At 68.6% G+C, this 26,392-nt stretch carries 26 protein-coding genes; 12 read left to right on the top strand and 14 right to left on the bottom strand.

Annotated elements, in window-relative coordinates:
* The first annotated feature begins 44 nt into the window (after positions 1–44).
* Together ACWH43_RS07570 and ACWH43_RS07565 are read left to right on the top strand one after the other, a co-directional pair.
* A complete protein-coding gene (locus tag ACWH43_RS07570) occupies positions 45–845 on the top strand; it encodes a hypothetical protein (protein ID WP_158471796.1) in 801 nt (266 codons plus the stop codon).
* A 5-nt stretch (positions 846–850) separates the two neighbouring features.
* Complete coding sequence (locus ACWH43_RS07565; protein WP_158443646.1) at positions 851–1,321, top strand: hypothetical protein; 471 nt, start codon at positions 851–853, stop codon at positions 1,319–1,321.
* A gap of 26 nt (positions 1,322–1,347) precedes the next feature.
* On the opposite strand, the gene ACWH43_RS07560 is transcribed toward ACWH43_RS07565, so the two are convergent.
* The 3 genes from ACWH43_RS07560 to ACWH43_RS07550 all read right to left on the bottom strand — a co-directional run bounded on the left by ACWH43_RS07560 (position 1,348) and on the right by ACWH43_RS07550 (position 3,806).
* Positions 1,348–1,752 (bottom strand): GtrA family protein, encoded by a 405-nt coding sequence (locus ACWH43_RS07560; RefSeq protein WP_158443647.1) that lies wholly within the window; start codon positions 1,750–1,752, stop codon positions 1,348–1,350.
* Positions 1,753–2,006: 254 nt separating this feature from the next.
* A complete protein-coding gene (locus tag ACWH43_RS07555) occupies positions 2,007–3,338 on the bottom strand; it encodes a hypothetical protein (RefSeq protein WP_158443648.1) in 1,332 nt (443 codons plus the stop codon).
* A gap of 102 nt (positions 3,339–3,440) precedes the next feature.
* Positions 3,441–3,806 carry an ArsR/SmtB family transcription factor gene (locus ACWH43_RS07550; RefSeq protein ID WP_448153430.1) on the bottom strand — a complete coding sequence of 122 codons (366 nt, stop codon included), beginning with the start codon at positions 3,804–3,806 and terminating at the stop codon, positions 3,441–3,443.
* A 142-nt stretch (positions 3,807–3,948) separates the two neighbouring features.
* Here ACWH43_RS07550 and ACWH43_RS07545 point away from each other — a divergent pair, with 142 nt between their 5' ends.
* From ACWH43_RS07545 to ACWH43_RS07530, 4 genes are all read left to right on the top strand, one after another.
* Complete coding sequence (locus tag ACWH43_RS07545; RefSeq protein ID WP_260347719.1) at positions 3,949–5,163, top strand: MFS transporter; 1,215 nt, start codon at positions 3,949–3,951, stop codon at positions 5,161–5,163.
* Between the two features lie 143 nt (positions 5,164–5,306).
* A complete protein-coding gene (carB, locus tag ACWH43_RS07540; protein ID WP_158447038.1) occupies positions 5,307–8,639 on the top strand; it encodes a carbamoyl-phosphate synthase large subunit in 3,333 nt (1,110 codons plus the stop codon).
* 105 nt (positions 8,640–8,744) lie between these two features.
* Positions 8,745–9,218, top strand: a complete 474-nt coding sequence (gene greA, locus ACWH43_RS07535) for a transcription elongation factor GreA (protein ID WP_158447039.1) — start codon at positions 8,745–8,747, stop codon at positions 9,216–9,218.
* Positions 9,219–9,294: 76 nt separating this feature from the next.
* Positions 9,295–9,804 carry a hypothetical protein gene (locus ACWH43_RS07530; protein WP_158443522.1) on the top strand — a complete coding sequence of 170 codons (510 nt, stop codon included), beginning with the start codon at positions 9,295–9,297 and terminating at the stop codon, positions 9,802–9,804.
* 44 nt (positions 9,805–9,848) lie between these two features.
* Here ACWH43_RS07530 and ACWH43_RS07525 read toward each other — a convergent pair whose 3' ends face one another.
* Entirely contained in the window at positions 9,849–10,313 is a 465-nt protein-coding gene (locus tag ACWH43_RS07525) for an Lrp/AsnC family transcriptional regulator (RefSeq protein WP_158443521.1), read from the bottom strand.
* Between the two features lie 61 nt (positions 10,314–10,374).
* Between ACWH43_RS07525 and ACWH43_RS07520 the strand changes: the two genes are divergently transcribed.
* From ACWH43_RS07520 to ACWH43_RS07510, 3 genes are all read left to right on the top strand, one after another.
* Complete coding sequence (locus ACWH43_RS07520; RefSeq protein ID WP_158443520.1) at positions 10,375–11,385, top strand: mitochondrial fission ELM1 family protein; 1,011 nt, start codon at positions 10,375–10,377, stop codon at positions 11,383–11,385.
* Between the two features lie 83 nt (positions 11,386–11,468).
* A complete protein-coding gene (gene trxB / locus ACWH43_RS07515) occupies positions 11,469–12,434 on the top strand; it encodes a thioredoxin-disulfide reductase (protein ID WP_158443519.1) in 966 nt (321 codons plus the stop codon).
* 143 nt (positions 12,435–12,577) lie between these two features.
* The gene (locus tag ACWH43_RS07510; protein ID WP_038359069.1) at positions 12,578–13,468 is read left to right on the top strand and encodes a LysR family transcriptional regulator; all 891 of its coding nucleotides are present in this window, start codon (positions 12,578–12,580) and stop codon (positions 13,466–13,468) included.
* A 784-nt stretch (positions 13,469–14,252) separates the two neighbouring features.
* Here ACWH43_RS07510 and ACWH43_RS07505 read toward each other — a convergent pair.
* From ACWH43_RS07505 to ACWH43_RS07480, 6 genes are all read right to left on the bottom strand, one after another.
* The gene (locus ACWH43_RS07505) at positions 14,253–14,804 is read right to left on the bottom strand and encodes an NADPH-dependent FMN reductase (protein ID WP_158443518.1); all 552 of its coding nucleotides are present in this window, start codon (positions 14,802–14,804) and stop codon (positions 14,253–14,255) included.
* Positions 14,805–14,942: 138 nt separating this feature from the next.
* Complete coding sequence (locus ACWH43_RS07500) at positions 14,943–15,518, bottom strand: methylated-DNA--[protein]-cysteine S-methyltransferase (RefSeq protein ID WP_158443517.1); 576 nt, start codon at positions 15,516–15,518, stop codon at positions 14,943–14,945.
* A 92-nt stretch (positions 15,519–15,610) separates the two neighbouring features.
* Positions 15,611–16,567 carry a protein-methionine-sulfoxide reductase catalytic subunit MsrP gene (msrP, locus tag ACWH43_RS07495; RefSeq protein WP_158443516.1) on the bottom strand — a complete coding sequence of 319 codons (957 nt, stop codon included), beginning with the start codon at positions 16,565–16,567 and terminating at the stop codon, positions 15,611–15,613.
* Positions 16,568–16,720: 153 nt separating this feature from the next.
* The gene (leuB, locus tag ACWH43_RS07490) at positions 16,721–17,830 is read right to left on the bottom strand and encodes a 3-isopropylmalate dehydrogenase (RefSeq protein ID WP_448153429.1); all 1,110 of its coding nucleotides are present in this window, start codon (positions 17,828–17,830) and stop codon (positions 16,721–16,723) included.
* A 159-nt stretch (positions 17,831–17,989) separates the two neighbouring features.
* Complete coding sequence (locus ACWH43_RS07485) at positions 17,990–18,376, bottom strand: RidA family protein (protein WP_158443514.1); 387 nt, start codon at positions 18,374–18,376, stop codon at positions 17,990–17,992.
* Between the two features lie 181 nt (positions 18,377–18,557).
* Positions 18,558–19,754: a lytic murein transglycosylase gene (locus ACWH43_RS07480; RefSeq protein ID WP_260347716.1), complete on the bottom strand. Its 1,197-nt coding sequence runs from the start codon at positions 19,752–19,754 to the stop codon at positions 18,558–18,560.
* Positions 19,755–19,881: 127 nt separating this feature from the next.
* Between ACWH43_RS07480 and ACWH43_RS07475 the strand changes: the two genes are divergently transcribed.
* Together ACWH43_RS07475 and ACWH43_RS07470 are read left to right on the top strand one after the other, a co-directional pair.
* The gene (locus ACWH43_RS07475) at positions 19,882–20,238 is read left to right on the top strand and encodes a DMT family protein (protein WP_158443512.1); all 357 of its coding nucleotides are present in this window, start codon (positions 19,882–19,884) and stop codon (positions 20,236–20,238) included.
* A 110-nt stretch (positions 20,239–20,348) separates the two neighbouring features.
* The gene (locus tag ACWH43_RS07470; RefSeq protein WP_158443511.1) at positions 20,349–20,645 is read left to right on the top strand and encodes a hypothetical protein; all 297 of its coding nucleotides are present in this window, start codon (positions 20,349–20,351) and stop codon (positions 20,643–20,645) included.
* 10 nt (positions 20,646–20,655) lie between these two features.
* Here ACWH43_RS07470 and ACWH43_RS07465 read toward each other — a convergent pair whose 3' ends face one another.
* The 4 genes from ACWH43_RS07465 to ACWH43_RS07450 all read right to left on the bottom strand — a co-directional run bounded on the left by ACWH43_RS07465 (position 20,656) and on the right by ACWH43_RS07450 (position 25,011).
* Complete coding sequence (locus ACWH43_RS07465; RefSeq protein WP_158443523.1) at positions 20,656–21,789, bottom strand: PQQ-dependent sugar dehydrogenase; 1,134 nt, start codon at positions 21,787–21,789, stop codon at positions 20,656–20,658.
* Between the two features lie 50 nt (positions 21,790–21,839).
* A complete protein-coding gene (locus ACWH43_RS07460) occupies positions 21,840–23,144 on the bottom strand; it encodes an NAD(P)H-dependent oxidoreductase (RefSeq protein WP_448153428.1) in 1,305 nt (434 codons plus the stop codon).
* A gap of 166 nt (positions 23,145–23,310) precedes the next feature.
* Positions 23,311–24,285, bottom strand: coding sequence for a Bug family tripartite tricarboxylate transporter substrate binding protein (locus ACWH43_RS07455; RefSeq protein ID WP_260347715.1), 975 nt, complete (start codon positions 24,283–24,285; stop codon positions 23,311–23,313).
* A gap of 249 nt (positions 24,286–24,534) precedes the next feature.
* Positions 24,535–25,011 (bottom strand): YaiI/YqxD family protein, encoded by a 477-nt coding sequence (locus tag ACWH43_RS07450; protein ID WP_158443508.1) that lies wholly within the window; start codon positions 25,009–25,011, stop codon positions 24,535–24,537.
* Between the two features lie 163 nt (positions 25,012–25,174).
* Between ACWH43_RS07450 and ACWH43_RS07445 the strand changes: the two genes are divergently transcribed.
* The gene (locus tag ACWH43_RS07445) at positions 25,175–26,377 is read left to right on the top strand and encodes a pyridoxal phosphate-dependent aminotransferase (protein ID WP_158443507.1); all 1,203 of its coding nucleotides are present in this window, start codon (positions 25,175–25,177) and stop codon (positions 26,375–26,377) included.
* The last annotated feature ends 15 nt before the right edge of the window (positions 26,378–26,392 follow it).

Raw genomic sequence — 26,392 nt, 5'->3', positions numbered from 1 at the left:
GGATATGGCTTTGAGCGCGACTTGCCGCGAGGTCCGGAACGGCCGTGCAAGATCAACTCACCTGTCCGTATTGCGACACGAAGCTCAATCGGGGCGTGCTGTCCTGCCGCTGCTGCGGGCGCGACCTGACGCCCGTGCTGCCGCTGCTCAGCCGCCTCGCCGCGCTGGAGGACCGCCTGACCGCCGCCGAGAGGAAGGCGGAGGAGGGCTGGGCGGCGCTCGCCGCGGCGCCGCGCCCGCGCGCCGCTGCGGCCGCATTCGTCGCGACGCCCTGGGAAGCGGTCGCGCCCGCTGAGGCGCCGGGCCAGCCGGCGGCGCGCCGGCGCTTCTGGATCCTGCCCTTCGGCTTCCTGCTGCTGCTCGGTGCCTATGGCTCGGTCGTGCTCTGGCTCGACCTGCCGCTCTGGACGCTGCGGCTCGCCTCGATCGCGATCCCGTTCGCGACGGGCCTGGTCTATTTCGGAATCCGCCCCCGCCTGCTCGCCTTCGACGGGGCGGTCGCGCTCGCCTTCGCGATTATTTCCGTCGCGACCATGAACGCATGGCTGGGCTGGCACGACAACATACCGCTCCTTCCGCAGGGGCCGGCGGCCTGGCGCGAGACCTTCTTCTACGCGCTGAGCATCGGCGCCTCCGTCTTCTCGGGGATGCTGCTGCGCGTGACGCAGGCGGCGCTCAGCGCGCGCGGCCTCGTCTCGCTGCCGGAGCTGCGGAAGGGGCTGCAGGCCGTCCACGGGAAGATCCCGCTGGATACGTTGAAGACCATCGAGACCGCCATCCTGATGGCCAGCACCGCCATCTCTGCCATTGCCGGCCTGATCGCCGGAATTCTGGGAGTGAAATAGGAAGAATGATCAAATCCGTGCTGATCCGCGGCATCCTGCCCGCAGCCCTCGCCTTCGCCGCCCTGTCCGGCCCGGCCCGCGCCGCCGAGCCGCTGCAGCTCATCACCCGCGAGGAGGCCGGGCTGCCCTCCGGCGCGATCCAGACCGCGAGCACCCGCAACCTGACCCGCGGCCCCGCCATCGACACCCTGCCCACGCCCGGCAAGGGGGTCGACGGCAAGCCGTTCCGCCTGTCCGTGCGCTTCATGGCGAGCAATGGCGTGCCGGTCGACCCCGCGACGGTGCGGGTTTTCTACCGCAGCCAGCCGCCGGTCGACATCACCGAGCGGATCAAGCCCTACATCACCCCGGCCGGGATCGACGCCCCGTCCGTGATCGTGCCGACGGGCGAGCATGTCCTCGAGATCGAGGCCGCCGACAAGGAGGGCCGCGTCGGCCGGCGCCAGCTCACCCTCACCGTCGCGCCGCAGCCGTGAGCCCGGCGCCGCCTGGCGGAACGCCGTCAGGCGGCGCGGTCGGCGAAGCTGAAGAATTTGTGGCCGAGGAAGGAGAACACCATCACGACCCCGGTGGTGACGAGCTGCATCGGCAGATAGGGCAGCCCGAGCCGGCCGACGAACAGATGCATCAGCAGGCCGGTGAGCACGAAGCCGCCGGCCGCGATCAGCGCGAAGCGCCAGCCCGCCTGGGCATGGCTGCGCGTCGCATCGAAGGTCATCCGGCGGTTGAGTCCGTAGGAGACCAGCGCCCCGACCACGAAGCCGGCGAGCGTCGCCGGCACGGGGTCGAGCTTGCCCCCTTCGACCAGCCCGATCAGCAGGCCGTAATGCGCCAGCGCCGTGAGCCCTCCCGCGAAGGCATAGCTCACGAGCTGGCGGAATTGACGCGGATAGCGGCGCAGCGGCATCCGCGCTTCCTAGAGCATCGGACCGAAAAGTGGAATCCACTTTTCGGAAAAATCCGATGCACTAACAATAAGATAGATCATCGTTACCGCGTCCGAAAGGACGCGCGATGATCCAGAGCATCGGACCGAAAAGTGGAACGCGGTTTTCGGGAAAAGCCGATGCAGAATCAAGGAGCTGGACGATGCGCGGGGGCGTCGGGGAAGACGCGCCCGCCCGGACGGGCGGCGAAAGCCGCGCCGCCCGCAGCGCCTCGTCAGCCGGCGTCGCTTGCGGCCAGATTGGCCGGCATGCCGCCGACCGGCATGTCGAGGCCCTGCTTCAGCGTGTCGAGATGGTATTCGCGGATGCGGCCGTTCGTCGGGTCGCTGACGAAGGCGCTGCTCCCGAGGACGGCGAGGCCGGGCGTCGGGGTCTTCGCGCCATAGGCGCAGTCGAAGGGCGCGACCGCGTCGAAGGCGGCGAGCTCCTTCCAGGCCGGCGCCACCTCGTAGATCCTGAGCTTGCCGTCCGGCGTCAGATTGGCGAGCCGGCTGGCATTGCCGTTGAGCTCGAACTGGCAGACGGCCTGCCCGCCAGGCACCGGCAGGATGTCGGCGGCCGTCAGCGCCCTGGCCTCGGGATCGATCCGCAGCAGCGCGTCATAGGGCGCCTTCAGCCCGTAATTGCCGACGAGATGGCGCCCGCCTTCGCGCGACTTGAGCGCGCTCACGCGGCGCTCGTCGGGATAGGCCAGCTTGCGCGCGCTCCAGCCGACCGCGACGCCCTTGCCCGCCCGCGAGAGCACGAACAGCCCGCCATCCTCGCCCTCGGCGCAGCCGAGGATATGGCGCCCGCCGCGCGCCGGCGCATAGCCGTGATAGAGCTTGCAGGAGGCGTCGGCCCGCGCCGGATCGTCGAGGCGGGCGACCTGCTTCCAGCCGGCCGCCTTCTGCGGGCCGCCGCGCTGCTCCAGGATCTCGAAGCCGTTCGGACGCGGCGAGGCGCTGCGGTCGTCGCCCCTGGCATAGGCCGGGTTGGGCACCGACATCAGCCATTGCCGCCCGCCGAGCGGCACGGCGATGCCGTGCTGCGGCGCCGGGCTCGGCCAGACCGTCACGTCCGGCTTGTCCCTGGCGAGGCTGTCGATCGCGATCAGCACCGCCTTGGGCTCGCTCTTGCCCTCCCAGGGGCGCAGGCCGTCATAGAACAGCGCAAGCTGCCCCTGGCCCGAGATGACATGGGCCGGCCGGTCGCCCCGGGTCGCGAAATCGAGGAGCTTCGGCGTCGCCTTGTCGAGATCGACATGGTCGCCATGCGATTCGGCGATCAGCCCCGTATCGAGGATGCGCAGCGTGCCCGCCTCGTCGCCGGTCTTGACCACGACATAGCGCCCGCCAGCCACTCCCGCGAAGCCCGGATTGGCCTTCGGCACGTCGAAGCTGTGCGTCACCTCCCCGCTGTCGAGATCGAGGATGCGGACCACCGGCTTCTCGTGATCGGCGAAGACCAGCCGGCCGCGCAGCGGCGCGTGATCATGCGCGGCGGCGGCCGAGGCGAGGAAGCAGGCGAGGACGCCGAAACCGGCGCGGCGGAGGGAAGAAGGCATGAAGCGGTCCCGCGAGATGATTGCAACAATATAACATTACATCCAGACCGCGAGAACTCAACCCGCCTCCGCACGGCGCCGCGGAGGCGTCCGGCGCCAGCTTCAGGCGTCGACCATCTCGGAGAGGGCGCGGCTCAGCCGCGGCAGGTTCGGGTCCCGCCGGGCGGTGTCGATCACGCTGTCGAGCAGCCCCGGAAAGCGCTGGTTCATCTCGTCGCGGCGGAGGCTGAGATAGCGCGAGGTGCCTTCCACCCGCATGCGGGTGATGCCGGCCTCGCGCAGCTTGGCGAGATGATAGGACAGGAGCGAAGGCGAGGCGAACTCGGTGAAATGGCTGCAGCGCGCCTTGTCGCCCTCGGCGATCTCGGCCAGCGCCACGAGGATGCCGAGCCGAATCGGATCGGCCAGCGCCGCGAAGACGTTGGCCGGCGCGACATCCTCGATATCGGGGTGGAAGACCGGTTTCATCCCTGCCGGGATAGGCGAAACCGTCGCGCCTGACAAGTTTCAACGATCGTTGAAATTATGCTTGCGGCCCCCATGCGGCGATTTTAAAATTCAACAATCGTTGAAATTTTGAAGATCTCCTTCCAACGCAGGGATCGACCTCATGGATATCCGCCTCCTCTCGCTCGCCGGCGGCGCCTTCGCCATCGGCACGGGCAGCCTGATCGTCACCGGCATCCTGCCCCATCTCGCCACCGGCCTCGGCGTCTCGATCGACGCCGCCGGCCTGCTCGTCTCGATCTTCGCGCTGGCCTATGCGATCGGCTCGCCGATCCTGTCGGCCGTGCTCGGCGACGCCGACCGCAAGCGCGTCCTGATCGGCGCGATCGCGGTGTTCGGCCTCGCCAATCTCGGCGCCGCCCTCGCCACGGACTTCACCCTCGTCGTGCTGGCGCGAATCGTCATGGCGCTGGCCGCCGGCGTGTTCATGCCCGCCGCCAACGCCGTCGCGGTCGCGATCTCGCCGCCCGAGCGGCGCGGCCGCGCCCTCGCATTCGTCACCGGCGGCATGACCGTCTCGCTGATTCTCGGCATCCCGATCGGCACCGCCATGGTCGGCCTCGGCGGCTGGCACCTCGCCTTCCTGATCGTCTCCGGCTTGAGCGCGCTGTCGCTGGCGGGCCTCCTCGCCAAGCTGCCCGGCGGCCTGCCGCGCGGCACCAACACGCTGCGCGAGCGCTTGCGGGTCGCCGGCCGCGGCGACGTGCTGCTGGCGCTCGGCACCACCATGCTCTGGATGACCGGCGTCTTCGTCCTCTACACCTATATCGCTCCCTTCCTGACCCGCCATGCCGGCATCGCCGGCCCCTGGCTGGCCGCGACGCTCGTGCTCTCGGGCATCGGCGCGGCGCTGGGCAACCAGTTCGGCGGCGTGGCGAGCGACCGCTTCGGCCCCGAACGCTCGCTTTCGGTGGCGCTGGCGCTGCTGGCCGGCACGCTCCTCGCGGCGTCGCTGATCGCCGTGGCGCTGCCCCCCGCGGCAGCGGTCTATCTGCTGCCGCTCGTCGTCATGGCCTGGAGCGGGGCGGGCTGGGCGGGCAATCCCGCTCAGATGTCGCGGCTGGCGGCGATGGCGCCGGATGCGGCGGTCATCGCGCTCTCGCTCAACGCCTCGGCGCTCTATTTCGGCATCGCCGCCGGCGCGGCATTGGGCCAGCAGGTGATGCTCAGGGCCGGCACCTGGCCGCTCGGTTTCGTCGGCGCGGCCTGCGAGGTCGCGGCGCTCGCCCTGCTCGTCCTCGCCATGCGGCGCAGGCAGCGCCCGCGGCGCCCGCTGGAGGTCGATCTGGTGCTGCCGCCGCCGCGCCCTGTGCGTTGAGGCCGGGCGGGCGCGCTTTTAGCTTCCTTCCGCCGCCTTGCCCGTCTATAGCGAGCGCCTAGCATTCATTCAGACGCTCGCCTCGGCCCCGCTCGCCTGATCGGACCGGCCTTGCGCGCGCCTGCCCAAGACCGGTCGAGACCATGCCCAAGCGCACAGACATCAAGTCCATCCTGATCATCGGCGCGGGCCCCATCATCATCGGACAGGCCTGCGAGTTCGACTATTCCGGCACCCAGGCCTGCAAGACGCTGAAGGCCGAGGGCTACCGCATCATCCTGGTCAACTCGAACCCGGCGACGATCATGACCGATCCGGAGCTGGCCGATGCGACCTATGTCGAGCCGATCACGCCCGAGATCGTCGCCAAGATCATCGAGAAGGAGCGCCATGTTCTCGACGGCGGCTTCGCGCTGCTGCCGACGATGGGCGGCCAGACCGCGCTGAACTGCGCGCTTTCGCTCAAGAAGATGGGTGTGCTGGAGAAGTTCGACGTCGAGATGATCGGCGCCACCGCCGACGCCATCGACAAGGCCGAGGACCGCGAGCGCTTCCGCGAGGCGATGACCAGGATCGGCCTCTCGACCCCGCGCTCGCATCACATCAAGACGCTCGGCCAGGCGCTCGACGCGCTCGAGGATATCGGCCTGCCGGCGATCATCCGCCCCTCCTTCACCATGGGCGGCACGGGCGGCGGCATCGCCTACAACAAGGGCGAGTTCATCGACATCGTCGAGCGCGGCATCGACGCCTCCCCGACCAGCGAGGTCCTGATCGAGGAGAGCGTGCTCGGCTGGAAGGAGTACGAGATGGAAGTCGTCCGCGACAAGGCGGACAACTGCATCATCGTCTGCTCGATCGAGAACTTCGATCCGATGGGCGTCCATACCGGCGATTCGATCACGGTCGCGCCGGCGCTGACGCTGACCGACAAGGAATACCAGATCATGCGCGACGCCTCGCTGGCGGTGCTGCGCGAGATCGGCGTCGAGACCGGCGGCAGCAACGTCCAGTTCGCGATCGACCCGGCCACGGGGCGGATGATCGTCATCGAGATGAACCCGCGTGTGTCGAGGTCTTCTGCCCTGGCGTCCAAAGCCACCGGCTTCCCGATCGCCAAGGTCGCGGCGCGCCTCGCCGTCGGCTATACGCTCGACGAGATCGAGAACGACATCACCGGCGGCGCCACGCCTGCCTCCTTCGAGCCGACGATCGACTACGTCGTCACCAAGATCCCGCGCTTCGCCTTCGAGAAGTTCCCCGGCTCGGAACCGACGCTGACCACCGCGATGAAGTCGGTCGGCGAGGCGATGGCGATCGGCCGCACCTTCCAGGAATCGCTGCAGAAGGCGCTGCGCTCGCTGGAGACCGGGCTCGACGGGCTCGACGAGATCGAGGTCGAGGGGCTGGGCCTCGGCGACGACCGCAACGCCATCAAGGCCGCGATCTCGACGCCGACGCCCGACCGCATCCTGCATGTCGCGCAGGCGATGCGGCTCGGCTTCAGCGACGAGCAGATCCACGAGAGCTGCAAGATCGACCCCTGGTTCCTCGCCCAGATGCGCGAGCTGGTCGAGACCGAGGAGAAGATCCGCCGGTTCGGCCTGCCGCAGACGCCCGGCGCCTTCCGCCGGATCAAGGCGATGGGCTTCTCCGACAAGCGCCTCGCCGCCGTCTCCGGCCGGAGCGAGGCCGAGGTCCGCGCGCTGCGCAAGTCTCTGGAGGTGCGCCCGGTCTACAAGCGCATCGACACCTGCGCCGCCGAGTTCGCCTCGCCCACGGCCTATATGTACTCGACCTACGCCATGCCCTTCGGCGGCGAGGCCGCCGACGAGGCCAACCCCACGGACCGACGCAAGGTCGTCATCCTCGGCGGCGGCCCGAACCGCATCGGCCAGGGCATCGAGTTCGACTATTGCTGCTGCCACGCCTGCTACGCGCTGGGCGAGGTCGGCTACGAGACCATCATGGTCAACTGCAACCCGGAGACGGTCTCGACCGACTACGACACCTCCGACCGGCTCTATTTCGAGCCGCTGACGGTCGAGGACGTGCTGGAGATCCTGGAGACCGAGAAGCAGAACGGCACGCTGCACGGCGTCATCGTCCAGTTCGGCGGCCAGACCCCGCTGAAGCTGGCGAACGCGCTGGAGGAGGCCGGCATCCCGATCCTCGGCACCTCGCCCGACATGATCGACCTCGCCGAGGACCGCGACCGCTTCAAGCGCCTGCTCGACAAGCTCGGCCTGAAGCAGCCGAAGAACGGCATCGCCTATTCGGTCGAGCAGGCCCGCATCATCGCCGGCGAGCTCGGCCTGCCCTTCGTCGTGCGGCCTTCCTATGTGCTGGGCGGGCGCGCCATGGCGATCATTCGCGACGAGCCGATGTTCGAGGACTACCTGCTCGGCACCCTGCCCTCGCTGATCCCCTCCGAGGTCAAGGCCAAGTACCCGAACGACAAGACCGGCCAGATCAACACGGTGCTCGGCAAGAACCCGCTGCTGTTCGACCGCTATCTGTCGGACGCCATCGAGGTCGATGTCGACTGCCTCAGCGACGGCCGCGACGTCTTCATCGCCGGCATCATGGAGCATATCGAGGAGGCCGGCATCCATTCCGGCGATTCGGCCTGCTCGCTGCCGCCGCGCTCGCTCTCGCCCGCCATCGTCGCCGAGCTGGAGCGCCAGACCCGCGCCATGGCGCTGGCGCTCGATGTCGGCGGGCTGATGAACGTGCAATACGCCATCAAGGACGGCGTGATCTATGTGCTCGAGGTCAATCCGCGCGCCTCGCGTACGGTGCCCTTCGTGGCCAAGGTCATCGGCCAGCCCATCGCCAAGCTCGCGGCGCGCATCATGGCCGGCGAGGCGCTCGGCAGCTTCGGCCTGAAGCCCGCAGCCCTCGGCCATGTCGGCGTCAAGGAGGCGGTCTTCCCCTTCGCGCGCTTCCCGGGCGTCGACGTGCTGCTCGGGCCCGAGATGCGCTCGACCGGCGAGGTCATCGGCCTCGACCGCTCCTTCGACGTCGCCTTCGCCAAGAGCCAGCTCGGCGCCGGTTCCAAGGTGCCGGTCAAGGGCACGGTCTTCGTCTCGGTGCGCGACGACGACAAGCCGCGCATCGTGCCGGCCGTGCGCATCCTCGCCGATCTCGGCTTCCGCATCCTCGCCACCGGCGGCACACTCAGGCTGCTCCAGGACGAGGGCATCGACGCCGCCCGGATCAACAAGGTGCTGGAAGGCCGCCCGCATGTCGTCGACGCGATCAAGAACGGCGAGATCCAGTTGATCTTCAACACCACCGAAGGCCCGCAGGCGCTGGCGGACTCGCGCTCGCTGCGGCGCTCGGCCCTCTTGCACAAGGTGCCTTATTATACCACCCTCGCGGGCGCGATCGCCGCTGCCGAGGGAATCAAGGCCTATTGCAGCGGCGATCTCGAAGTCCGGTCGCTGCAATCCTATTTCGAGCAGGCGGCTTGACGGAGCTCACCGCTCCGGGTTCAGATATTGAGCGAAAGCGCGGCAATGCCGGCGGCCAGGAGGCCGACGGCACCCGCGCTTTCTAAGCTTTATGGGACGGAAAGAATGGAAAAGGTTCCAATGACTGCGGGCGGCTTCGCCGCTCTGGAGGCGGAGCTCAAGCACCGCCAGCAGGTCGAGCGCCAGCGCATCATCACGGCGATCTCCGAGGCCCGCGCGCTGGGCGACCTCTCCGAGAACGCCGAGTACCATGCGGCGAAGGAGGCCCAGTCGTTGAACGAAGGCCGCATCATGGAGCTGGAGTCGCTGATCGGCCGGGCCGACATCATCGACGTCTCCAAGCTCGGCGGCGACACGGTGAAGTTCGGCGCGACCGTCAAGCTGATCGACGACGACACCGAGGAAGAGAAGAGCTACCAGATCGTCGGCGAGCCGGAATCCGACGTGAAGTCGGGCAAGGTCTCGATCGGCTCGCCGATCGCGCGCGCCCTGATCGGCAAGAAGGTCGGCGATTCGGTGCAGGTCAACACGCCCGGCGGCGGCAAGTCCTACGAGATCGTCGGCGTCGATTTTCGCTAACCACGGCAGCGCGGCGCCGGTGAAAACCGGCGCCGAACCCCCTACATTGTCGCCGAAGGCCTTCGGAGACGCCGCCATGACCACACGCCGCCAGTTTCTCGCATCCACCCTGGCCGGAGCAGCGCTCGCCCTGCTGCCGGCCGGATTGACCCGGGCCTATGCCCAGGCCGCGCCGATCGGCTCGATCCGCGTCGAATTCACCCGCACGGTCGCCGAGGCCTGGGGCGACAATGTCGGGCTGGTCCGCGCCGAGATGGAAAAGACCCTCGCCGAGATCCTCGGCCCGGGCTTCCAGCGCGGCGCCGGCAACCGCCTGGTCGTCACGGTCCGCAGCCTCTGGCTGGCGAGCTATGCCGGCGGCGGTGGCGGCGGCAAGCCGTCCGACGGCGGCGCCTCCAACGACTATCTCGAAAGCACCGCGACGGTCTACGACCGCGCCGGCCGGCAGATCGCGAGCTGGCCGATCATGTCGACCGAGCTCTCCGGCGGCGCCGGCGCCTGGTACCTACCCGATGTCGACCAGCGCCGGCTGAAGGCGCTGGCGCGCAACAACGCCTGGTGGATCAGGCGCTACCTCGCGGGCTGAGGCCCGCGCCGGGCCTCGCCGGCCGCGAGCGGGCTGGAGCGGCGTCAGCCGAAGGGGACGATCGGCTCGTCCTTGACGCGGTCGAGCGTCAGCGCCGTGCGGACATTGCGGACGTTCGGCATGGCGGTGAGGTCGGCGACGAAATCCTGGAACGCCTTGAGATCGGGCGCGACGCATTTCAGCGCGAAGTCGATGTCGCCGGAGAGCGTCCAGCATTCGCGCACCGTCGCCCAGTCGCGGATCCGCTTCTGGAAGGCGGCCAGATCGGCCTCAGCCTGGCTCGCCAGATGCACGAAGGCGAAGCAGACCACCTCGTAGCCCAGCTTCCGCTCGTCGAGATCGGCATGGTAGCCGCGGATCAGCCCGGCCTCCTCCAACGCCCTGACGCGCCTGAGGCAGGGCGGCGGCGAGATGCCGACGCGGCTCGCCAGCTCGACATTGGTCATGCGACCATCGGCCTGGAGCTCGCGCAGGATGCGCAGGTCGATATCGTCGAGTTTCGGCGGCAATGAACGTCCTCTGAGGCAGGTGGCGCTGGTGTAGACGGCGGCGGCAGGCGATACAAGGCGCATGCCACGCGCACCGACCAGCCCGGCCCCGAAAACCGCCCCGACGATCTGGGTCCTGACCGACGGCAAGGCCGGCGACGAATCGCAGTGCCTCGGCGTGGCCGAGCGGCTGGGCGTGGAGCCGGAGATCCGCCGCGTCGCCCCGCGAAAACCCTTCGCCTGGCTGATGCCGCGCGGCCCGATCGACCCGCGCGAGGCGCCCGACCGGCCGGGTAGCCCGATCCGCCCGCCCTTCCCCGACATCGCCATCGCCTCGGGCCGCCGTGCCGTCGCCTATCTCAGGGCGGTGAAGAAGGCCTCGAACGGCCGAACCTTCACCGTCTTCCTCAAGGATCCGCGCACCGGCCCCGGCACGGCCGACCTGATCTGGGTGGCGGAGCACGACCGGCTGCGCGGCGACAACGTCCTCGTCACCACGACCTCGCCGCACCGGCTGACGCCGGAGAAACTCGCCGCCGCCCGTGCCGCGCCGCCCGCCCCGATCGCCGCGCTGCAGGCGCCGCGCGTCGCAGTGCTGGTCGGCGGCGACAGCCGGCACCACCGCTTCACCGCCGCCGACAATGAGCGCCTGGTGCGGCAGCTCGACGCCCTGGCCGCCTCCGGCGCCCGGCTGATGGGCTCGCCCTCGCGCCGCACCGCGCCGGCGCTGTCGGCGGCGGTCGCGGCGGTCGTTGCCCGCCATGGCGGCTGGTGGTGGGACGGCCGCGGCGACAATCCCTATCTCGCCCTGCTCGCCAATGCCGACGCCGTCGTCGTCACGGCGGATTCCACCAACATGGTCGGCGAGGCGGCGGCGACCGGCGTGCCGATCCTGGTCTTCGAGCCGCAGGGCGGCCATCCCAAGATCGCGGCCCTGCTCGCCTCGCTGGCGCGGCAGGGGGCTGTGCATCCTTTCCGTGGACAGCTTGATGGCGAGCGCTACCAGCCGATAGACTCCACCCCGATCATAGCCGATGCGATACGCGAAGGCTGGCTGCGCCGCCGGGCGGCGCTCGGCCTCGCGGGTCCCTGACGGGGCCTCGGCTCTTGTTTCGGCGCGCCGGCGCCGTATCTGACGGTTCGAGCGCGGCGCGCCGCGGAGAAGGAAGCGAGACGATGGCCCACACCCATGCCCGCGTCATGATCATCGGCTCCGGCCCGGCCGGCTACACCGCCGCGATCTACGCCGCCCGCGCCATGCTGGAGCCGGTGCTGATCTCCGGCATGCAGGCCGGCGGCCAGCTCATGATCACCACCGATGTCGAGAACTATCCCGGCTTCGCCGACGTCATCCAGGGCCCCTGGCTGATGGAGCAGATGCGGGCCCAGGCCGAGCATATGGGCACGAGGATGGTCTCCGACCACATCGCCCGCGTCGATCTCTCGCAGCGCCCCTTCCGGCTCTGGGGCGATGGCGGCGAAACCTATTCCTGCGACGCGCTGATCATTGCCACCGGCGCCCAGGCGAAATGGCTCGGCCTGCCCTCCGAGCAGAGCTTCCAGGGCTTCGGCGTCTCGGCCTGCGCCACCTGCGACGGCTTCTTCTTCCGCAACAAGGAGGTCGCGGTCGTCGGCGGCGGCAACACCGCCGTCGAGGAGGCGCTCTACCTCGCCAACCTCGCCAGCAAGGTGACGCTGATCCATCGTCGCGATTCGCTGCGCGCCGAGCGCGTGATGCAGGAGCGGCTGTTCAAGCATCCCAAGATCGAGGTCATCTGGGACAGCGAGATCGCCGAGATCTGCGGCGGCACCACCCCGCCCAGCGTCACGCATCTGCGCCTGAAGAACGTGAAGACCGGAGCGGAAAGCGAATTGAAGATCGACGGCGTCTTCATCGCCATCGGCCACAAGCCGGCGACCGAGCTCTTCGCCGGCCAGCTCGCCATGCGCGAGAGCGGCTATCTCGAGGTCGAGCCCGGCACGACTCAGACCAACGTCCCCGGCGTCTTCGCCGCCGGCGACGTCACCGACGAGCACTATCGCCAGGCCGTCACCGCCGCCGGCATGGGCTGCATGGCCGCTCTCGACGCCGAGCGCTGGCTGCTCGCCAGCACGCTCGACCAGCGAGAAGCGGCCGAATAGGGCCTTTTTGGCGATTCATCACTGAGTTTGATGAATCCCCTCACCAGATTCAGTACCAAAAAGGACAATCTCTGCTGTCCAGGCATTGACGCACAAGGACTTTATCCTCCAACATGCGCAAAACGCATAGCGGGGGAAGCGCGGTGGATTGGGACCGCATTCGTATTTTTTATACCGTCGCAGAGTCAGGCAGTTTCACAAAAGCTGGCGATGTTCTGGGGCTGAGTCAATCGGCCGTAAGTCGGCAGATCGGGGCGCTCGAGCGTGAGCTGCGGGCTCCGCTGTTCCACCGTCATACGCGCGGGCTCATCCTCACCGAGCAGGGCGAATTGCTCTGGCGCGCCGCGCGCGAGATGACGCAGCGGCTGGAGCGCACCCGCTCGCAGCTCTCCGAAACCCGCGAGCATCCCTCGGGCGAGCTCAAGGTCACCGCGACGCGCGGGCTGGGCGGCCACTGGCTGACGCCGCGCCTCGCCGAGTTCCTGGATCTCTATCCCGACATCAAGGTCGACCTCATCCTCACCGACGAGGAGCTCGACCTGTCGATGCGCGAGGCCGACATCGCCATCCGCCTGCGCCAGCCGCAGCAGCCGGACCTGATCCAGCGCAAGCTCTTCACCGTGCACTATCACGTCTACGCCTCGCCGGCCTATGTGAAGCGCTTCGGCGAGCCGAAGAGCTACGAGGATCTCGACAACCACCGGATCGTCTCCTTCGGCGGCACCTCGCCCTCCTATCTGACGGCGGTGCACTGGCTCGGCACGATCGGCCGCGACCAGCGCAATCCGCGCCCGATCCACCTCGTCGTCAACAACATCACGGCGATGAAGCGCGCGGTCGATTCCGGCGCCGGCATCGCCGTGCTGCCGGACTATCTGATCGAAACTGGCTCGCCGCTCGTGCAGCTCATGCGCGAGACCGAGATGCCGCAGCTCGAGAGCTATCTGGTCTATCCGGAAGAGATGAAGTCGGTCGCGCGCGTCCAGGTCTTCCGGGACTTCCTCATCCAGAAGGCCCAGCGCTGGACCTATTGACGGCGCGGCGGGCGGGGCTGCCGCGAGAGTTGCGGCGGACCGCCGGCGCCGCCGGACCGCATCGCCGCGCCTCCGCAGCGTTTTCATGGAAGCGCGGAGCGCCTTCGACAGAGCCCTCGATTCCGGCCCTCGCCCGGCTCAAGGGCGGAAATCCGGCATCCATGCCTGAGCCTTTGCCGGAGAGGTTCCGGCATGGATGCCGGGTCAAGCCCGGGATGCCCCTGTGGTTCAGCCTGAAATCGGCGTGTTCGTCCCCCGCCGAGGAAGCGGCATCCGCTATTCCCCGCCCCGCTGAGCGATTCGAAGGCATATTCCGCCCTCGCCTGCGGAGAAATCCTGCAAAAGCATGACGTCCGCGGCGCCAGCGCGCACGCCACGCGCGCAACGCCGGCCAATATGCGCCTCAAGCGGGTTCGGGCGCGGATTCCAACTTGCGCTCAATGCATATTTCTCAGTCATTTAGGCTTAAATTGGTCGCATATGAGAATGAGATATGCAGTTCGCGCATGGCGGCTCCAAGATATGCTGCATTGCAAAATGGCAGGTCCTGGACGATATTGAACTCACGGTTGTTCGGAACGGGCTCCGCAATCTCCTCCCGGCGTTGAGTTCGTTTCAGCCGTTCCCCTCTGAGATGTTTGGCGTCTCGCCAAATGTTTCAAACTTACAAAGCCGGCTCCCCTCGGGGATGCCGGCTCTTTTTTTGGCCGGGCCGCGTCGCGCCGGAGCCGAGAAAAAAGGCACCGCCCGGAAGCCGTGCCTTTCCTGTTAGCGAACTGCCCGCTCAGGCCGCGAGCTTGCCGGCGGTCTTCGCGAAGCCGTCGACGAAGCCCTTGAGGAAGCTGCGGGTTCCCTCATCCGTCACATTGTGCCCGGCGTCGATCAGGCCTTCCTTGAAGGTGATGAACACCTGGCTGCCGACCACGACGCCGGCGAGATTGGTCATGATCATGCGCAGTTCGTTCTGCGCCACCGCCGTGCCGACACCGCCGCCGCTGGTGCCGGTCACCGCGACCGGCTTGCCGGCCCAGGAGTTCCGGCCATAGGGGCGCGAGGCCCAGTCGATCGCGTTCTTGAGCACGGCCGGGATCGAGCGGTTGTGCTCGGGCGTGACGATCAGGATGGCGTCGGCCGCCTCGATCTCGCGCTTCAGCCGCAGGGTCGGCTCCGGCCGGTTCGGCTCGAGATCCTGGTTGAACAGCGGCAGGTCGTCGATCTGCACGAAGGAGGGTTCGAAGGAGTCACTCGCGAGCTTCGCCAGCGCCTGCGCCAGCTTGCGGTTGATCGATTCGCGGCGGTTGCTGCCGACGACGATGGCGAGCTTCAGTTTGGCCATGACGGTCCCTCGTTGCTGGGTGCGTGTGGCGCGACAGTAGAAGGCGCGGAGAACCCGGCGCAAGGCGCCGCGCTGCAAGCAACGGATTGCAGCGCATCAAGGTCCCGGAACGCCCCCTCCCCGGCTCAGGCGGCCGGGTCAGCCCCGCGCCGGCCGGGCCGCCAGCGGCAGCGCTCCGAACAGGCTCGGCTCGGCGCTGGTGCGTGCCTTCTCGATGGTCAGGATCCTGAGCTTCGTCTCGATGCCGCCATCGGCCGAGAAGCCGCCGGTTCCGCCGCCGGCCGCCAGCACGCGGTGGCAGGGCACGATGATCGGCCAGGGGTTCTGCCCGAGGGCGACGCCGACCGCCCGCGCCGCGCCCGGCTCGCCGATGCGCTGCGCCACCGCGCCATAGGTCAGCGTCTCGCCCGGCGGAATGGAAAGCGCGACCTCGTAGACCCGGCGGTTGAAGGCCGGCACGGTCTCGATCGCCAGCGGCAGATGCGACAGGTCGATCGCCTCGCCGGTGAACAGGGCCCGGATGCCGGCGACGGCCTCGGCGACGAAGCCCTGCGCCCCGGCCTCCGCGGCCGCGGGGAAGCGCCGCGCCAGCCGCCGGCGCGCGCCGGCCTCGTCGCCCTCGGGAAGCTGGGCGCCGATGAAGCGCTCGCCCTCCCAGGCCAGCGCGCAGACGCCGATCGCCGTCTCGAAGAGATGGAAATGCTGGGTGGCCATCCTCGCTCTCCCGGCGCCATGGTGGGGACCTGACCGGTTTAGCATCAGGCTGACGCCCTGGGCACCCGAAAGCTGGCAGCAGGGCCGCCCGCTCACATGAACAGCGCCTCGCCCTCCAGCCCCTTGTAGAGCCCGGCGACCTGATCGCCATAGCCGTTGTAGATCAGCGTCGGCCGGCGCTCGCGCGAGCCCAGCACCTGCTCGCTCGCCTGGCTCCAGCGCGGATGCGGCACGGCCGGGTTCACATTGGCCCAGAAGCCGTATTCGCTGGCCTGCAGCGCCTGCCAGAAGGTCTTGGGCCGCTCGGCGACGAAGCTGATCCTGCGGATCGACTTCACCGATTTGAAGCCGTATTTCCACGGTGTGATCAATCGGATCGGCGCGCCGTGCTGCGTCGGTAGCGGCTTGCCGTAGATGCCGGTGACGAGCAGCGGCAGCTCGTTCGTGGCTTCCGCGATCGTCAGCCCCTCGACATAGGGCCAGGGATACCAGCGCTGGTTCTGCCCCGGCGCGACGCGCGGGTTCAGGAAGGTCTCGAAGCGGATGTATTTCGCGCCGGAGAGAGGCTTGGCCAGCGCCACGAAGGATTTGAGCGGGATGCCGGTCCAGGGCACCGCCATCGCCCAGGCCTCGACGCAGCGGAAGCGATAGAGCCGCTCCTCCAGCGGCAGCCTGCGCACCAGATCGTCGAAGCCGATCTCGAAGGGTTTTTCGACTAGGCCCTCGACCTGGATCGACCAGGGCCGCGTGGCGAGCCGCTGCGAGGCGTCGACGATGTCCTTCGACATGCCGAATTCGTAGAAATTATTGTAGTTCGCCGCGTCCTCGGCCTTGGTCAGCGGCACGTCGAGCGCGTAGCGCTCATTGCGCCTCGCCGGATAGAGATCGAGCGTCGGGTCGGGCGTCCCGGCCGCCGCGCTCCGCGGCAGCGCCGCCCCTGCGATCAGGCCCGCTCCCGTCGCCAGCAATTGGCGGCGGTCGAGAAAGGCCCGCTCGGGCGTGGCTTCGCTCTCCGGCATTTCCCAGCCGGCGCGGCGCTTGATCAGCATGACGGACATACTCCGCTTTCGATGCGTTGTTAGGCCACGAAAGCGGAATCACGGCAATTCACGAGGCGGAGAGGGGAAGGGCAATAGGCAATCGGCAGTAGGCAGTCGGGCTGTCTTCGACTGCCGATCGCCGACCGCCTGCTGCCGCAAACGTCACCCCCGCGCTTCGAGCGCCTTGATGATCGCCTGGCCCATCTCGCCGGTCGAGACGGCGTTGGCGCCGGGCGCGGCGATGTCCTTGGTGCGGGTGCCGGAGCCGAGCACGTTGGCGATGGCGCCTTCGAGCCGGTCGGCCGCCTCGCCCGCGCCGAACGAGTAGCGCAGCGCCATGGCGAAGGAGCCGATCATCGCGATCGGGTTGGCGAGGCCCTTGCCGGCGATGTCGGGCGCCGAGCCGTGGACCGGCTCGTAGAGCGCCTTGCGCTTGCCGGTGGCGGGGTCCTCGGCGCCGAGCGAGGCCGAGGGCAGCATGCCGAGCGAGCCCGTCAGCATCGCCGCGACGTTGGAGAGGATGTCGCCGAACAGGTTGTCGCAGACGATGACGTCGTATTGCTTCGGCCAGCGCACGAGCTGCATGGCGCAGTTGTCGGCCAGCACATGCTCGAGCTCGACATTGGCATAGTCCTTGGCGTGCAGCGCGGTGACCGTCTGCTTCCAGAGCACGCCGGTCTTCATGACGTTGTGCTTCTCGGCCGAGGAGACCTTGTTGCGGCGGGTGCGCGCCAGCTCGAAGGCGACCTGGGCGATCCGCTCGATCTCGGGCGTGGTGTAGAGCTGCGTGTCGACGCCGCGCTTGGAGCCGTCCTCCAGCGTGACGATCTCCTTCGGCTCGCCGAAATAGACGCCGCCGGTGAGCTCGCGCACGATCAGGATGTCGAGGCCCTCGACGACCTCCGGCTTCAGCGAGGAGGCCGAGGCCAGCGCCGGATAGCAGATCGCGGGGCGCAGGTTGGCGAACAGGCCGAGATCCTTGCGCAGGCGCAGCAGCCCGGCTTCCGGACGATGCTGATAGGGCACGTCCGCCCATTTCGGGCCGCCGACCGCACCGAACAGCACGGCATCGGCCTCTTGCGCGAGCTTCATGTCGCCTTCGGAGATCGCCTGCTTGTGCGCGTCATAGGCCGCGCCGCCGACGAGGCCCTTCTCGATCTCGAAGGAGGCGAGCCCCTGTTTGCCGAACCAAGCGACGATCTGCTCGACCTGGCCCATCACCTCGGGGCCGATGCCGTCGCCGGGGAGCAGCAGGAGCTTGTGGGTCGCCATGGTCGTCGCCTCGCCTTGTCGCGTGTTTGCGTTGGCGGGGTGATTACGGGCGACCGGCCGCAGGCGCAAGCACCGCGACGCAGCTCTGCCTTGTGCGGGGCGTACCGCCCGGTCCCGGAGGCGGCTCGAAGACGGCAGGCGCGACGGAGGCCTCTGGCCCTATCCTTTCGGCAGCCGCGCCGTGATCTCGATCTCGAGCTTCATCTCCGGCTTGAGCAGGCCGGCGACGACATAGATGCCGGCCGCCGGGCGGATCTCGCCGAAGACCTCGCCGCAGACCCTGAGCACCGGCTCGCAATAGCTGCGGTCGGTGACGAAATACTGGGCCCTGACGACATGGGCGAGCGAGGAGCCCGCCTCCTCCAGCACGGCGCCGACCGTGCGGAAGATGTTGCGCGCCTGCTCGGCCGGATCGTCGGGCAGGGTCATGCTGGCGTAGTCGTAGCCGGTCGTGCCGGAGACGAAGACGAGGTCGCCGTCGATCACGGCGCGCGAATAGCCGAAATCGCGCTCGAAGGGCGAGCCGGTGGAAAGCAGGCGGCGCATGGCGAAGTCTCCGAATGAAACACTGGTCATCCCGGACAAGCCGCGCCAGCGGCGCCGATCCGGGATCCATGCCGGAACGGTTCAGGCATGGATCCCGGGTCTCCCTTCGGTCGCCCGGGATGACCCGGTTCTTCGCTCTACCGAAAAAACGGTGCCACCCGCTTTCTGTGAAGAGTATTTGCTAGACCCGCCCGCCCTTCAGCGCGCGCAGCACCTTCTCGCCCGGCCGGCCGGTCTGCGGCATGCCGAGCCTGGCCTCGATCTCCTTGATCGCCGCCCGCGTCAGCGAGCCGACGGCGCCGTCCGGCTCGCCGACATTGTAGCCGCGCGCGATCAGCAGGCGCTGCAATTCGCGGCGCTGCTCGCGCGAGAGCGGCAGATCGTCGGTCGGCCATTGCCCCCGCACGCCGGGCTTGCCGCGCAGGCGGTCGGAGAGCAGCGAGATGGCGAGGGCGTAGGAATCGGCGCCGTTGTAGCTATAGGCGGCATCGTAGTTCTTGAAGACGAGGAAGGCCGGGCCGGTGCAGCCGGCCGGCATCAGCAGGCCGGCATTGCCATGGCCGTCGAGCCGCGAGCCGTCATATTTGACGATGCCCTGCCCGGCCCAGTGCGACAGCGGGCGCTTGGGGTTGCGGCCGGTCGCGCCGCGATAGCCCTCCGGCACCCTGACCTCGTAGCCCCAGGTGGCGCCGGTGACCCAGCCGGCCTTGCGCATGAAGTTCGCGGTCGAATGCAGCGCGTCGGGGATGGAATCGACGAGGTCGCGCCGGCCGTCGCCGTCGCCGTCGACGGCGAGCCTGAGATAGGTCGAGGGGATGAACTGGGTGTGGCCGAAGGCGCCGGCCCAGGAGCCGAACAGCCGCTCGGGCCTGACGTCGCCGCGCTGGATGATCTGCAGCGTCGCGATCAGCTCGCCCTTGAAGAAGGCGTTGCGGCGCGGCGCCAGGCAGGCGCCGGTCGCCAGCGACTGCACCAGCGGCCATTTGCCCCGCGCCTTGCCGAAATCGCTCTCGACGCCCCAGACGGCGGCGATGGTGTGGCGGTCGACGCCGAAGCGCTGCTCGGCGGCGGCGAAGACGGAGGCGTATTGGCGCAGCATGCTGCGCCCTTCCGCCACCTTCTCGTCATCGACCAGCGTGCCGAGATAGTCCCAGATCGGCGTCTTGAACTCCGGCTGGTTGTTCATCGCCTCGATGATCTTCATGTCCGGCTCGACGCCGGCCATGGCGCGGTCGAAGGTCGCGCCCGAGACGCCCTTGGCCGCCGCCGCGGAGCGCAGGCCGGCGAGGCAGGACTGGAAGCCCGACTGGGCCGAGGCCGCCGAGGCAATGAGGATGAAAGGCAGGGCCAGCGGAATGGCCAGTCGATATGCGCGCATGCTCTCCACCGAATCGCAGGATTGACGCGAAACTACGGCGCGGGCGTTAACGGAGGTTAACCCTGCTTGATTTGGCGATCCGGCCGTGGAACTGCGATCCCGCTCGCCCTCGCCCGAAGGCCTCCCGATGCCAGCCCTCACCGCCGCCCACATCCTGCCGATCGTGATGCTGTTCGCCTCGAACATCTTCATGACCTTCGCCTGGTACGGCCATCTCAGCTACAAGAGCAGCGCGATCTGGCTCGCCATCGCCGCGAGCTGGTCGATCGCGCTCTTCGAATACATGCTGGCCGTGCCGGCCAACCGCATCGGCTCCGCCGTCTATTCGACCGCCGAGCTCAAGACGATGCAGGAGGTCATCACCCTCGCCGTCTTCGCCGGCTTCTCGGTGTTCTGGCTCAAGGAATCGCTGAACTGGAACCACGCCATCGGCTTCGCGCTGATCGCGGCCGGCGCCTTCTTCATCTTCCACGCCAGGGGCTGAAGCCCTCCGGTTGCAGCGCAATGCGGCTGCGCGCGGACGGCGCTTGGCCTTCCGCGCGGCGCGGTCGATATCGCTCGCCCCGCTCGCTTCCGATTCGAAGGATTCCCGCCGTGAGGCTTCCCTTGATCGCCGCCTGCCTCGTTGCCGGCGCCCTGCCCGCTCTGGCCGGCCCGACCTGCAGCCCGAGCGACTCGAAAGCAAGGGTCCTCGGCTCCGCCACGATCGACGACATCCACCCGGCCTGGCAGGGCCGGAAGGTCGGCTATGGCTGGTCGCTGCAGGTCAAGCGCGAGGACCATGACGACGCCGGCATGACCTATTATGTCGGCGACCTCTACGACACCCATGGCAAGCTCGCGACGCGCAACGTCTTCGCGCTCGACAGCGAATGGGATTGCGGCCCGTAAGGCACCCGCGTTACTGCGCCGGACGCACCCGCAGCAGCTTGCCGTCCTCCTCGTCGGTGAGGAGATAGAGCAAGCCGTCCGGCCCCTGCACGACATCGCGGATGCGGGCGCCGATATCGGTGAGAAGCCGCTCCTCGCCGGTCACCTTCTCGCCCTCGGTCGACAGCCGGGCCAGCAGGCTCCCGGCCAGCGCGCCGACGAAGAGCGAGTTCTTCCATTGCGGCCAGGCCGACCCCGTATAGAAGGCCGCCCCCGAAGGCGCGATCGACGGATCCCAGTAGAACAGCGGCTGCTCCATGCCGGGCTTGGCCGTGCCCTCGCCGATCTTGGCGCCGGAATAGTCGACGCCATAGGTGATGACCGGCCAGCCATAGTTCAGCCCGGCCTTGGGCGTGTTGATCTCGTCGCCGCCGCGCGCGCCGTGCTCGGCCGTCCAGAGCTGGCCGGTCTGCGGATGCAGCGCCGCGCCCTGGACGTTGCGGTGGCCGATCGACCAGATCTCCGGCGCCCAGCCCGGCTTCTTCGGATTATCGGCCGGAATTCCGCCATCGGGGCGGATGCGGATGATCTTGCCGAGATCGTTGGCCGGGTTCTGCGCCTGGTCGCGCTGCGTGAAGCGCTCGCCGACCGTGACGAAGAGCGCCCCCGTCCGGTCGAAGACCAGCCGCGAGCCGAAATGCAGGTTGGAAGCGACCGTCGGCATCTGCCGGAAGATCACCTTCACCTCCGTCAGCGCGGTGCCCTGCTCGTTCAGCCTGCCGCGGGCGACGCTGGTGCCGTTGCCGCCGCTGCGCGGCTCGGCGAAGGAGAGATAGACCAGCCGGTTCCGCGCGAAATCCGGGTCGAGCGCGATGCCGAGCAGGCCGCCCTGGCCGCGCGCCATCACGCTCGGCACGCCGGCGATCGGCCGGGACAGCGCACCCTTCGCATCGACGATCCTGAGGCGGCCGGGGCGCTCCGTCACCAGCATGCGCCCGTCCGGCAGGAAGGCGAGGCCCCAGGGATGCTCGAGCCCGCCGGCCACGGTCTCGACCGCAAGCGCGCCCGCGCTCGAGGGAAAGCGCTTCTGCGCGAGAGCGGGCGCGACCAGGCCGAACAGCGCCAGCCCCGCCCCCAGTCCCAGAACCATGCCGAGCCGCCGCATCGTATCCGCCTCCATCGCCGCTCCGGGCAGAGTGAAGGCAACGCGGCCGATCACCAAGCCGTTGCGGCGAGCTCACGACGAAGTGAAACGATCGGCTGGCTTTCGTCCAGCGTCACATTGGCCTCGGTCACCGGCTGCCCGGCCGCGACGTCGCGCGTCAGCCTGACGCCATGGGCGAGGCCGATCGGCAGGCCGCCGCAGGATTGGCTCGCCGCAGCCGGCATCAGCCGGCCATAGACGGTGTAGCCGCCCTCCCCGTCGAGCATCTCGCCGGCCTTGAGCGCGCGCTTGGCGACGGCGACGGCGTCGCCCCGCCAGCCCCGCGTCATCCCGGTCGGCTCGCCCCGCAGCGCCGCGTTCAGCACCGAGATCGACAGCTCCAGCCCGATCAGGTGGAACGGCTTGTACATCGCGGCATAGCGCCCGGTCGCGTCGGTCGGCAGGCCGTACTGCTTGAAGCAGGCGGCGGCATAATCGTTCGGCGCCTTCAGCACGACATAGACGCCCCAGCGCAGGTCGCGGAAGACCGGGCGCCCGTCGCGCTCCAGCGAGGAGACGACCTCGACCATGCCATCGCGCTCGAGCTGCCCGCCGACCGCGCGCGGACGCAGCACCTGGGCGAGGTCGTCGACGCCGCAGGGCGGGAAGGCGAGCCCCGCCTCGGGCACGTCGAGACCGCAGGCATTGGCGATCGCCGCCATCTCGATCGCCGACTTGGTGCCGTCGAGGAAGGAGTTGAACATCTGCGGATTCATCCCCGCCGCCTTCGCCGCCTCGGGCGTCAGCCCGTAATGGGTCCAGACGTCGTCGGGCGTGACGTTGTGATAGGCCGGCAGGTATTTGGTGCCCTTGCCGGCGGCGGCGACGGTGAAGCCCGCCGCCCGCGCCCAGTCGACCATCTCGCTGACCAGCGCCGGCTGGTCGCCATAGGCCATCGAATAGACCACGCCGGCGGCCTGCGCCTTGCGCGCCAGCACCGGCCCGACCAGGACGTCGGCCTCGACATTGACCATCACGACATGCCGCCCGGCCTCGATCGCGGCCAGCGCATGGCGGGCGCCGGCGGCGGGATGGCCGGTCGCCTCCAGCACCACCTCGACCCCGTCCGCGCGGGCCGCGGCGGCGCCGTCGTCGACGAAGCGGGTCCGGGCGATCCGCGCCTCGTCCCAGCCGACATTGCGGCAGGCCGTCTTGGCCCGCTCAGGATCGAGATCGGCGATCACCGCGACCTCCAGCCCCTCGATATGCGGGACCTGCGACAGGAACATCGAGCCGAACTTGCCGGCGCCGATCAGCGCGGCAGGGACGGGCTTTCCCGCCTCGCGGCGGGCGGTGAGCATGGGCATCAGATTCATGGGACAGGCTCCTGCGCATCGCGCCCCGCAGCCCTCGTCCCGATGAGCGCCCGACAGGAGCGCATCTCGAAGGATGTTTCAGGAAGCTGCGGAGATCGCTGGATCATCTTTCGAGAAGCCCGCCGATGCGGCCTCCTCGGGATGAAGGTTGAGCGAATGTCTCGCCCTATTCCGCCTTCACCCCGGCATCGGCGATGATCTGCTTCCAGGTCGCGATTTCCTGGAGGTGATAGGGCCGGAAGGCATCGGGCTCGCGCACCTTGAGGGTGAAGCCGAGCTTGATGATGGCGTCGCGCGTCTGGGGCTTGTTCAGCGAGGCGATGATCGCCTTTGAGAGCACGTCGAGCACAGGCTGCGCCGTCTTGGCCGGAGCGAAGAAGGCCGCCCAGGAATCGGCGTCGGCATTGCTCACGCCCTGCTCGCGCAAGGTCGGGATGGCCTTGGCCTGCGGGTTGCGCTCGGGGCTGGCGATGGCGAGCGCGCGCAGCGCCCCGCCATTGATCTGCTCCAGCACGCTCGGCAGCGTCGAGTTGGCGATGTCGATGCGCCCGGCGACGATCTCCTGCACCAGCGGCGCGGCGCCGCGGAAGGGCACATGCGTCATCTTGATGCCGGTGCGCTGCATGAACAGCTCCATGGCGAGATGCGAGCCGGACCCGACGCCGGTGGAGCCGTAGTTGAGCTTGCCGGGCTCGGCCTTGGCGAGCGCGATCAGCTCGGGGATGGTCTTGGCCGGCAGGTCGTTGCGGACGACGAAGGCGTGCTCGAAGGCGCCGACGCCGGCGAGCGGCGCGAAATCCTTGACCGCGTCGTAGCCGGGGTCCTTCAGCAGGAACATGTTGTTGCCATGCGTCTGGTTGTTGCCGAAGACGATGGTGTAGCCGTCCGGCGCCGCATGGGCGACGGCGCGCGTGCCGACCGCGCCCGAGGCGCCGGCCCGGTTGTCGACCAGCACGTTGTGGCCGAAGGCGACGGAGAGGTCCTGCGCCACGAAGCGCGCGATCGCGTCGGTCGGCCCGCCCGCCGGATAGGGCACGACCAGGGTGACGACCTTGCTCGGAAAGCTCTCGGCCCGGGCGACGGCCGGAGCGAGGACGGCGCCGGCCATCAGGCCGAGCGTGGAGCGGCGGGTCAGAGACATGAAATTCCTCCCGGATACCCGTCTGCGTAGCGGGCGTTCCCGTCCTTTAGGGGCAATAGCGCAAGCCGTCCAGCGATCCGGCATGCGCCTCGGACCCTGTTTGAAAAACTCCAAGCCCGCGTGCTGAGGAGCAAGCAAAGCTTGCGTCTCGAAGGATGTTCCAGATGTCTCCGGAGGCTTCTGAAGCGTCCTTCGAGACGCGGCTGACGCGGCTCCTCAGGATGAGGCCTCACTATCCAAACAGGCGCCCTAGCCCAAACCGGCCCGCTTCAGCCGCTGGATCGCGAGGTCGAGCGCCTGCAGGAAGGCGGAGCGGTCCTTCGGCGAGAACGGCTTCGGCCCGCCGCCCGCCACGCCCATGGCGCGCAGATCCTCCATCATGTCGCGCGTCGCCAGCGCCATGCCGATCGAGGCCTCGGTGAAGGGCCTGCCGGTGGGGCCGATGACCTCGGCGCCGGCCTTGATGCAGCGATCCGCCAGCGGGATGTCGGCTGTGACGACGATGGCGCCGCGCGAGGCGCGTTCGGCGATCCAGTCATCGGCTGCGTCGAAATTGCCGGGAACCACGACCCGCTCGATCCAGGGCTCGCGCGGCAGGTTGAGGAAGCTGTTGGCGACGACGAAGACATGCAGGCGATGGCGGCCGGCGACGCGGTAGACCTCGTCCTTCACCGGGCAGGCATCGGCATCGACATAGATCGCGATCGGTCCGCTGGCGCTCGTCATCTCCCGGCCTTCGCATGCGCCGGGCGCACTGGCAAATCCGTGCCAATTCATGACGCTTCTGCAAAACATCAAGCAGTTGCGCTTGCGATCATCGACGCCTGGTCATAAACCTCGCGCGCGCCCGCTGGGGCGCATCCTGTCCTCTCCCCCGGAGACCAGTCCCATGGCCTTTCTTGCCGATGCCCTGAAGCGCGTGAAGCCGTCCGCGACCATCACGATCACGCAGAAGGCCCGGGACCTGAAAGCCCAGGGCAAGGACGTGATCTCGCTCTCCGTCGGCGAACCCGATTTCGACACGCCGGACAATATCAAGGAGGCGGCCATCGCCGCCATCCGCCGCGGCGAGACCAAATACACCCCGGTTCCCGGCATCCCGCAGCTCCGCGAGGCGATCACCCGCAAGCTGAAGCGCGAGAACGGGCTCGACTACAAGGCCAGCCAGACCATCGTCGGCACCGGCGGCAAGCACGTCATCTACAACGCGCTGCTCGCCACGCTGAACCCCGGCGACGAGGTGATCTGCGTCGCCCCCTACTGGGTGAGCTATCCGGAGATCGTCGCGCTCTGCGGCGGCACCGCGACCTTCGCCCAGACCCATCTCAAGGACGACTTCAAGCTCCAGCCCGAGGAGCTGGAGAAGGCGATCACGCCCAAGACCAAATGGGTGATCCTGAACTCGCCTTCCAACCCGTCGGGCGCCGCCTACAGCCATGACGAGCTGAAGAAGCTCACCGAGGTGCTGATGCGCCACCCGCATGTCTGGGTGCTGACCGACGACATGTACGAGCACCTGACCTATGGCGACTTCAAGTTCGTCACCCCGGCCCAGATCGAGCCCGGCCTCTACGAGCGCACGCTGACCATGAACGGCGTCTCGAAGGCCTATGCCATGACCGGCTGGCGCATCGGCTACGCCGCCGGCCCCGAGCATCTGATCAAGGCGATGGACCTGGTCCAGGGCCAGCAGACCTCGGGCACCTCGGCGATTTCGCAATGGGCGGCGGTCGAGGCCCTCGACGGCACCCAGGAGCACCTGCCGGTGTTCAAGAAGGCGTTCGAGCGCCGCCGCGACCTCGTCGTCTCGATGCTGAACCAGACCCGCGGCTTGAAGTGCCCGACGCCGGAAGGCGCCTTCTACGTCTACCCGGACTGCTCGGAGCTGATCGGCAAGACCATGCCGAACGGCAAGAAGATCGAGACCGACGAGGACCTCGTCATCGGCCTGCTGGAGGCGGAAGCCGTCGCGGCCGTGCACGGCTCCTCCTTCGGGCTTGGCCCGAACTTCCGCATCTCCTACGCCACCTCGGACGAGAAGCTGGAAGAGGCCTGCCGCCGCATCCAGCGCTTCTGCGCCGAGCTGCGCTGAGACGATGGGCGCTGG

Source organism: Allobosea minatitlanensis, from assembly GCF_964020775.1.
The sequence above is the reverse complement of the archived record's forward strand: the minus strand, read 5'-3'. Positions and strand labels throughout refer to the sequence as shown.

Bases quoted from the DNA above. Each gene is read 5' to 3' on its own strand.
- ACWH43_RS07565 (WP_158443646.1), top strand. From the start codon at position 851: ATGATCAAATCCGTGCTGATCCGCGGCATCCTGCCCGCAGCCCTCGCC.
- ACWH43_RS07560 (WP_158443647.1), bottom strand. From the start codon at position 1,752: ATGCCGCTGCGCCGCTATCCGCGTCAATTCCGCCAGCTCGTGAGCTAT.
- ACWH43_RS07555 (WP_158443648.1), bottom strand. From the start codon at position 3,338: ATGCCTTCTTCCCTCCGCCGCGCCGGTTTCGGCGTCCTCGCCTGCTTC.
- ACWH43_RS07550 (WP_448153430.1), bottom strand. From the start codon at position 3,806: ATGAAACCGGTCTTCCACCCCGATATCGAGGATGTCGCGCCGGCCAAC.
- ACWH43_RS07545 (WP_260347719.1), top strand. From the start codon at position 3,949: ATGGATATCCGCCTCCTCTCGCTCGCCGGCGGCGCCTTCGCCATCGGC.
- carB (WP_158447038.1), top strand. From the start codon at position 5,307: ATGCCCAAGCGCACAGACATCAAGTCCATCCTGATCATCGGCGCGGGC.
- greA (WP_158447039.1), top strand. From the start codon at position 8,745: ATGGAAAAGGTTCCAATGACTGCGGGCGGCTTCGCCGCTCTGGAGGCG.
- ACWH43_RS07530 (WP_158443522.1), top strand. From the start codon at position 9,295: ATGACCACACGCCGCCAGTTTCTCGCATCCACCCTGGCCGGAGCAGCG.
- ACWH43_RS07520 (WP_158443520.1), top strand. From the start codon at position 10,375: ATGCCACGCGCACCGACCAGCCCGGCCCCGAAAACCGCCCCGACGATC.
- trxB (WP_158443519.1), top strand. From the start codon at position 11,469: ATGGCCCACACCCATGCCCGCGTCATGATCATCGGCTCCGGCCCGGCC.
- ACWH43_RS07505 (WP_158443518.1), bottom strand. From the start codon at position 14,804: ATGGCCAAACTGAAGCTCGCCATCGTCGTCGGCAGCAACCGCCGCGAA.
- ACWH43_RS07500 (WP_158443517.1), bottom strand. From the start codon at position 15,518: ATGGCCACCCAGCATTTCCATCTCTTCGAGACGGCGATCGGCGTCTGC.
- msrP (WP_158443516.1), bottom strand. From the start codon at position 16,567: ATGCTGATCAAGCGCCGCGCCGGCTGGGAAATGCCGGAGAGCGAAGCC.
- leuB (WP_448153429.1), bottom strand. From the start codon at position 17,830: ATGGCGACCCACAAGCTCCTGCTGCTCCCCGGCGACGGCATCGGCCCC.
- ACWH43_RS07485 (WP_158443514.1), bottom strand. From the start codon at position 18,376: ATGCGCCGCCTGCTTTCCACCGGCTCGCCCTTCGAGCGCGATTTCGGC.
- ACWH43_RS07480 (WP_260347716.1), bottom strand. From the start codon at position 19,754: ATGCGCGCATATCGACTGGCCATTCCGCTGGCCCTGCCTTTCATCCTC.
- ACWH43_RS07475 (WP_158443512.1), top strand. From the start codon at position 19,882: ATGCCAGCCCTCACCGCCGCCCACATCCTGCCGATCGTGATGCTGTTC.
- ACWH43_RS07465 (WP_158443523.1), bottom strand. From the start codon at position 21,789: ATGCGGCGGCTCGGCATGGTTCTGGGACTGGGGGCGGGGCTGGCGCTG.
- ACWH43_RS07460 (WP_448153428.1), bottom strand. From the start codon at position 23,144: ATGAATCTGATGCCCATGCTCACCGCCCGCCGCGAGGCGGGAAAGCCC.
- ACWH43_RS07455 (WP_260347715.1), bottom strand. From the start codon at position 24,285: ATGTCTCTGACCCGCCGCTCCACGCTCGGCCTGATGGCCGGCGCCGTC.
- ACWH43_RS07450 (WP_158443508.1), bottom strand. From the start codon at position 25,011: ATGACGAGCGCCAGCGGACCGATCGCGATCTATGTCGATGCCGATGCC.
- ACWH43_RS07445 (WP_158443507.1), top strand. From the start codon at position 25,175: ATGGCCTTTCTTGCCGATGCCCTGAAGCGCGTGAAGCCGTCCGCGACC.